Source organism: Pelosinus propionicus DSM 13327 (genome assembly GCF_900114615.1).
GTDB classification, from domain to species: domain Bacteria; phylum Bacillota; class Negativicutes; order DSM-13327; family DSM-13327; genus Pelosinus; species Pelosinus propionicus.
In genome coordinates, this window is sequence record NZ_FOTS01000042.1 from 38,860 (window position 1) to 45,529 (window position 6,670).

Consider the following 6,670-nt stretch of genomic DNA (forward strand, 5'->3'; position numbering starts at 1 on the left):
ATAAAAAACCAGGGATACCGCAAGTGGTAGTCCCTGGTTTTTTGGGTTACGATTGTCTAAGGACTTTTCCTACCAGCGATGGGTGGCAGTCAGCGTTACTTTGCGCCCGTTGTCGACATAGTCATAATAGGCCCAATAATCATTAGATGAGACGACATAGTGCTTATCAAAGACATTCGTTACATTAAGAGCATAGCGCCAGCCATTGGTGTCGTAGCGGACCATGGCGTCAGTTAAGACCGAACCGCCGAATTTGCGGGTGTTATAGTAGTTGTAGCGGGAACCGATATAACGCAGACCGCCGCCGAAGCTCCAGCCTTCTGCTGTATCACCGGGTTTGACCGTATCCAGCCATAAAGAGGCACTATGCCGGGGGACGCCTTCGGTGTGACGGCCTACTTTAGCGGAATCGTTGTCTTTGGTGGTCTTATTGTCTAGTAAAGTATAGGCCAGAGTTAGGTTGACTCCTTTGAAGGCCTGCATATTGGCTTCCAGTTCCAGGCCTTTAGAAGCTACTTCTCCAGTTTGAATTTGAAAAAGGGTATCTACAGGGTCAGTAGTGAGGACATTTTGCTTGCGCAGGTCAAAGATCGCTGCAGTAAAGCGGGCATTCATCTTCTTTGGCTCATACTGTATACCTAGTTCATATTGTTGACCAGTAGTTGGCTTGAAAGCCTTGCCAAGTCGGTCAGATCCAGGCTGGCCCTGAAATGATTCATTATAGCTGACATAGGGCATTACGCCATTACCGGCATCATAGACGATACCAGCGCGTCCGGTAAAGGCATTTTGGTCAGTAATAGTAGTGGTACTACCGGAAATATTTCTAAAAATATTGTCATAGCGATCATAGCGTCCGCCCAGTACAGCGGTCCATTTTCCGCCAAATTTAAGCTGATCCTGCAGATAATAGCCATTTTGTTTAGTTTTACCGGCAGTAATGTAGGAATAAGCCGGCGCGGTGATGGTCTGTCCGTAATTCATAGTAGATAAATCTAAGGACGGAGCCGACCCGCCTCCCCAGCGCCAGTTGTAATCGCCTTTCTGATAATCAAAGCCCAGCAAGGTGGTGTGGGTGACTGCACCGCTGGACCATTTGGCCTGAAAGTTAGTGTCGATGGAATCGGAACTGCCGTATCTGCCGGTTGCCTTAGTGGAGCGGCTGATTGTTTGGGTAGTAGAATCCAGAGAATCTGCCTTTACTCCTCGCTGAGTCATTGAGGTATGAAAATGACTGGCGGTTTGGGTCACAGACCAGATATCATTGATTTTATGTTCTAAGATATAGCCGACTTGGCTTTGATTTCGAATGGCGCGGTCAAAATCCCGCTCACCAAAATAGGTTTTGCTGGAAATACCGGAGCCGTAAAAAGAATTGCCAGGCAAATAGACTTTTTGGTAGGATTCTTCAGTAGTTCCTTTTAAATCATCTTTTTGAAAATAGGTTAATAAGGTCAGGCTGGTGCTTTCGGTAGGTTTCCAGGTCAAGGCCGGGGCGATAAAGGAATGTTCCATGGTGCTGGAATCGGTATATAAGTCTTCTTTGGATTTCAGCGCGGTCAGACGAAACAGCAGTTTGCCATCTTCGGTGACCGGACCGCCAAGATCCAGCGCACCGCTGAACTTGTCACTGCTGCCAGCCTGCAATTGAATCTCTCGCAGCGGCTCAGTTGTAGGCCGTTTGGAAACATTGTTGATGATGCCCCCAGGGCTGCCCGCGCCGTAGAGTATTGAGGCCGGACCTCGCAGTACTTCAACCCGCTCCAGGCTGTACATGTCAAAATTACTGCCATAGTAACTGCCTAGCCGGCTGGAGCCATTGTTATAAGCGCCGTCATAACTAAAACCCCGGATGTTCAATCCATAAGTTTGCCCCTCTCCGGAATAAACTAAAGAAGTCACTCCTGGGGTATACCCCAGAGCTTCGGCAAAATTAGTAACGCCGCGATGATCCATTTGCTCTCGGGTGATTACGCTGATGGACTGGGCAGTTTCGCTTAACGCGGTTTCGGTCTTCGTGCCAATCGAAGTTCGTGTGGCGATGTATCCTTCCTACAGCCGCTCATCAGTAACTTCGATGCCTTCCAGGATAAATTCACGTTGACTGCTGTCTGCCTCTATTGCAGCCTGTTCTGGAGGTGAGACTATGTCATCCGCTGCATGAACGGCCATCGGCAAGTGCCAAAGCAGGCTGCTGCTTAGCAAGGCAGAGAGCAGACTTTTCCGAGTACGGGAGATTGTTTTCATACCATCCATCCTTTACTATTTTATGATATAGTGAATGCTTCCGAAAGTGAAATTGATAAAAAGAATCAATTTCACTTAAAAGCAACAAGTTAGTCATAGCAACGAATTCTTGATGACTAGCCTGGGCACATTATAGCAAGGTGATTTCAGTGGAGTCAACGCCTGTTCATGGTAGAAGAGAGAGGTTTAAAGAATAGGCTATTATGTTGTCAATAGAGAAATATTATCAATTATTAAGGGATAAAAAGAGGAAAAATTGCGATAGCAATGTGCAGCCTTATGTCAATTTAGGGCAGGAATATAGAGTCTGGACTGGTTCTGTTTCGATAAGATTCGTGCTATCATAAGTAATAACAGCAAAATCGCCGGGAGTGGTAATTGCAGAAGACTGAAAGAAGGGGGCGGGCAGTGAATACTGATGAATATTTGACAGGAAATGCTGGGTTGGCCGGGCAGCTAAACTGCAGCAAAAAAGACTTTGGCAATGGTGTAATTTATTGGCTGCCGCCGCAGAATGGCAATAGCTGGCTGGTTGATATTCATCCGGCAGCAGGGCTGTTTTTTACGGATGTTTACTTCACACTGCTGGAGCCGCTCGTTAGGGAATACCAAATGGAGCATCCTGGTTTATGGCTGTGGTCAGTAACTGGGGGTGACCTAACGATTATCGAAAATGGTAAAAAAGCACATAAACTGAAGCCCGGCATTCATGTATTGGTTAATCAGGGGAAGCCATTCAAAATTATTTACGGAACCGAACCGATACGCTATACCAGTGTGCTGGTGTTTGATGACTGCCTTACTCGTTATCTAAAGGCTGAAGCGGCCTGCTGGAAGCCGTTTCAATACAATACTCCCGATGTTGTCATGGTGTTCGAACAGCTGAAATATGCTATCCGCAATGGAATTGCTCCACCACCGTTTATGTATTATGAAAGTAAGCTGGGTGAACTGTTGTCGCTCATTGTGCGTAATATGCAATACCCGCATTTATGGGAAGACTATTTGAAGAAAAACCGTAATCAGAAACATCTGACGTATCAAAACAGAAAATATATCTGGAGGGTTAAGGAAGAGATCGATAAAAATATTCTCCAGCCGCCTTCCATGGAGCAGCTTATTGCCCTTGCTGAAATGGGGGCAACCAAGCTGCGGCAAAGCTTTAAGCTATGGTATGGAATCACCATTGCCGAATATATTAGGCAGGAAAAATTAAAGCATGCGCTGCGGCTGTTGTCCGTTGACGAGTTAAGCATCAGTAATATTGCTGCAACTGTTGGCTATGAGAGTGCCAGCAAATTTGCGCTGGCATTTAAGAAAGTCTACCATGTTACTCCGAGTGAGGTCAGAAAATCATTTTTAATTTAGTAGTTTTGACTATGTGCGGCGGGAGAAGATGAACTATGCCCTGCGCCTGTTATGGAATGATGAAATGAGTATCAAAAATATCAGTTCATTTCTTGGTTATGCAAGGTCGAGCAAGTTTACCGCAGCATTTAAAAAGGTGCACGGTATGACCCCCAGAGAGGTGAGGAAGTCGTTTAATTTGTAACAATACCTCATAAGCATAAAAAGGCGCAAAGGCTTTAGCTTCCTTTGCGTCTTTAAAATTTAATTTCGTATTAAGTAGTCGAATGCACCTAGTGCCGCATTCGCACCGGACCCCATGGAAATAATAATCTGCTTATAAGGAGAATTTGTGCAGTCTCCCGCTGCAAATACTCCCGGTACATTGGTCGCACCGCGGCTATCTACAATGATCTCACCGCAGCGGTTGCGTTCTACGGTTCCATTCAGCCAATCGGTATTGGGAATAAGACCGATTAGTATAAATACCCCGTCAAGTTTCAGATGATGTACGTCTCCTGTACTGCGATCAACATAAGAAAGACCATTGACCTTATCCGTACCAGTAATTTCTTTCGTTTGAACATTTTTTAAAACTGTCACATTCGGCAAACTAAAAAGTCGTTGCTGCAATACAACATCAGCTTTTAGTTCCGGTAAAAATTCCAGTACCGTCACATGCTCAACAATACCAGCCAGATCAATTGCCGCCTCAATGCCAGAGTTGCCTCCGCCAATAACGGCTACAGGTTTTCCTTTAAATACAGGACCATCGCAATGAGGGCAGTAAGCTACACCTTTATTTTTAAACTCCGCTTCTCCTGGTACACCAATATTGCGCCAGCGGGCTCCTGTAGAAAGAATGACTGCTTTGCTCTTTAAGACAGCGCCACTTTCCAATTCAACTTCGATCAGCTCTTTTTTCTCCAAGCGTTTGCCGCGCTGCAGCTTCATCACATCAATCGGGTATTCTTTCACGTGTTCCTCGAGACTTGCTGCCAGTTTAGGACCTTCAGTATATCGTACCGTTATAAAGTTTTCAATTCCAAGTGTGTCCTTAACCTGACCGCCAAATCGTTCCGCAGCAATCCCGGTACGAAGACCTTTTCTTGCTGCATAAATAGCTGCACTAGCTCCAGCCGGACCGCCTCCCACAATAAGAATATCGAAAGGCTCTTTTTCTTCCCATTGGGATACCGTAGAACCATCATTGAGTTTGGCAAGTATTTCTTCTGCCTCCATACGACCGCTGCTAAAAAATTCACCATTCAGATAAACCGAAGGTACCGACATAATTTCTTTGGTCTGCACTTCTTCTTGAAAAGCAGCACCATCAACCATGGTATGGGTAATATTCGGATGAAGGACACTCATCAGATTGAGCGCTTGAACAACCTCGGGGCAATTATGGCAGCTCAAGTTGATATAAGTTTCAAAATGATACGTACCCTTAATTGCTTGAACCTGATCGATTATTTTTTGCTCAACCTTTGGTGCTCTGCCGCTGACCTGCAGCAAGGCCAGCACTAAAGAGTTAAACTCATGTCCCAAAGGGATACCGGCAAAGGTGATTCCACTATCTTCTCCTGCACGATGCAGACTAAAACTTGGTGTTCTTGGCAACTTGGTTTTCTCAACTGTGATTCTGGGAGACATAGAGGCGATTTCATCTACTAGAGCAATCATGTCACTAGATATAGTATCGCTGCCTGCGCTGATCTTAATCAGCACATCGCCTTCCATCAACTGAAGATATTGAGATAATTGATCTTTGATATCCTGATCTAGTAACATTAACCCCACCTCTTAAATCTTTCCTACAAGATCCAGGCTTGGTTTCAGTGTGGCAGAACCTTCCTGCCATTTCGCCGGGCAAACCTCGTTAGGATTTTTCCGTATATATTGTGCAGCTTTAATTTTATTAACCAGTGTGCTTGCGTCACGACCGATGCCGCCGGCATTGATTTCCACTGCCTGCACGGTGCCATCCGGATCGATGATGAACGTTCCGCGATCAGCAAGGCCATTTTCTTCAATCAGCACATCAAAGTTTCTTGATAATGTATGAGAAGGATCGCCAATCATTATGTAGGTAATCTTCTTGATGGTTTCTGAACTGTCATGCCATGCTTTATGAGTAAAATGAGTGTCTGTGGAGACCGAATATACTTCTACGCCCAATTCTTTTAAAGTAGCATATTGATTTTGCAAATCTTCAAGCTCTGTCGGGCACACAAAGGTAAAATCTGCAGGATAGAATAAGACTATGCTCCATTTGCCTTTAAAAGCCTCTTCTGTAACTTCAATAAACTTTCCATTGTGATAAGCCTGTGCTTTGAATGGTTTTACTTCAGTACCGATTAATGACATAATAAAATTACCTCCAGATGTTAATTTTTATTAACAATTAGTGTTTTGATGATAGAATCAACTAAACGATAATTATTATCTCTTGATTGATATTATCCTACCTATTTCCTAAAATGTCAATAGCAATATTAAAATTTTATAAATGAAATTACAAAGGCTAAAGAGCGAAGATAAGATGGGGCTGCATCCTTTTTACTATTTCACAGAACCTACTTTTTTATCCGTTATCTGTCATTTAATTTTTCCAAGCAGGTCTTGTGGAGCAGGGGGATGAATATGTTGCTTCTGCGCTTGTTCCTGTTGGTACTTGCGATCAACCCAGGAAGGGTTTCATTAGCAACAGGAAAAACAGAGAAAGGTTAGGGAGATCGAGGTATAGATAAGTTCTTAGGTATAAATAAAACCTGCTGATATTCTCTGAACTGAGCCCCTTGTATTGGACATTTTAGAAAAAGTCCAATACAAGGGGTATTTTTGAGTTTATAATCAATAGTATTAAATCTTTCGGAGGATAATAATGAGCAAGATCTTGTACAACAATTTAGAGCAAAGCCTATTACTGAAAAATTCGAATGTGATTAAAGTATCTGACCGTTCCATATCCTATCATACTGATTTTAAAGTTAAAGCTGTTCGAGAGTATTTAACCGGAAAAACACCTAATCAAATTTTTATCGAAAATGGATTTAATCTTGAACTTATAGGA

General features: G+C 43.7%; 6 protein-coding genes and 1 pseudogene. 3 read left to right on the forward strand and 4 right to left on the reverse strand.

Annotated features, from left to right (window positions below):
• Positions 1 to 69: 69 nt before the first annotated feature.
• Positions 70 to 2,043 carry a TonB-dependent siderophore receptor gene (locus tag BMZ99_RS19120; RefSeq protein WP_322787905.1) on the reverse strand — a complete coding sequence of 658 codons (1,974 nt, stop codon included), beginning with the start codon at positions 2,041 to 2,043 and terminating at the stop codon, positions 70 to 72.
• 9 nt (positions 2,044 to 2,052) lie between these two features.
• The gene (locus tag BMZ99_RS27110; RefSeq protein WP_245755053.1) at positions 2,053 to 2,247 is read right to left on the reverse strand and encodes a hypothetical protein; all 195 of its coding nucleotides are present in this window, start codon (positions 2,245 to 2,247) and stop codon (positions 2,053 to 2,055) included.
• A gap of 408 nt (positions 2,248 to 2,655) precedes the next feature.
• On the opposite strand from BMZ99_RS27110, the gene BMZ99_RS19125 reads away from it, so the two are divergent.
• Positions 2,656 to 3,615, forward strand: a complete 960-nt coding sequence (locus BMZ99_RS19125) for a helix-turn-helix transcriptional regulator (RefSeq protein WP_090941231.1) — start codon at positions 2,656 to 2,658, stop codon at positions 3,613 to 3,615.
• Between the two features lie 13 nt (positions 3,616 to 3,628).
• The gene (locus tag BMZ99_RS19130; protein ID WP_281246845.1) at positions 3,629 to 3,799 is read left to right on the forward strand and encodes a helix-turn-helix domain-containing protein; all 171 of its coding nucleotides are present in this window, start codon (positions 3,629 to 3,631) and stop codon (positions 3,797 to 3,799) included.
• Positions 3,800 to 3,858: 59 nt separating this feature from the next.
• Here the strand turns inward: BMZ99_RS19130 and ahpF are convergent, their stop codons facing one another.
• Positions 3,859 to 5,388, reverse strand: coding sequence for an alkyl hydroperoxide reductase subunit F (ahpF, locus tag BMZ99_RS19135; protein WP_090941237.1), 1,530 nt, complete (start codon positions 5,386 to 5,388; stop codon positions 3,859 to 3,861).
• Between the two features lie 12 nt (positions 5,389 to 5,400).
• Positions 5,401 to 5,964: an alkyl hydroperoxide reductase subunit C gene (gene ahpC / locus BMZ99_RS19140; protein ID WP_090941240.1), complete on the reverse strand. Its 564-nt coding sequence runs from the start codon at positions 5,962 to 5,964 to the stop codon at positions 5,401 to 5,403.
• Between the two features lie 517 nt (positions 5,965 to 6,481).
• Here ahpC and BMZ99_RS19145 point away from each other — a divergent pair.
• Positions 6,482 to 6,670 (forward strand): annotated as a pseudogene (locus BMZ99_RS19145) (IS3-like element ISBsp3 family transposase); the annotation flags it as partial.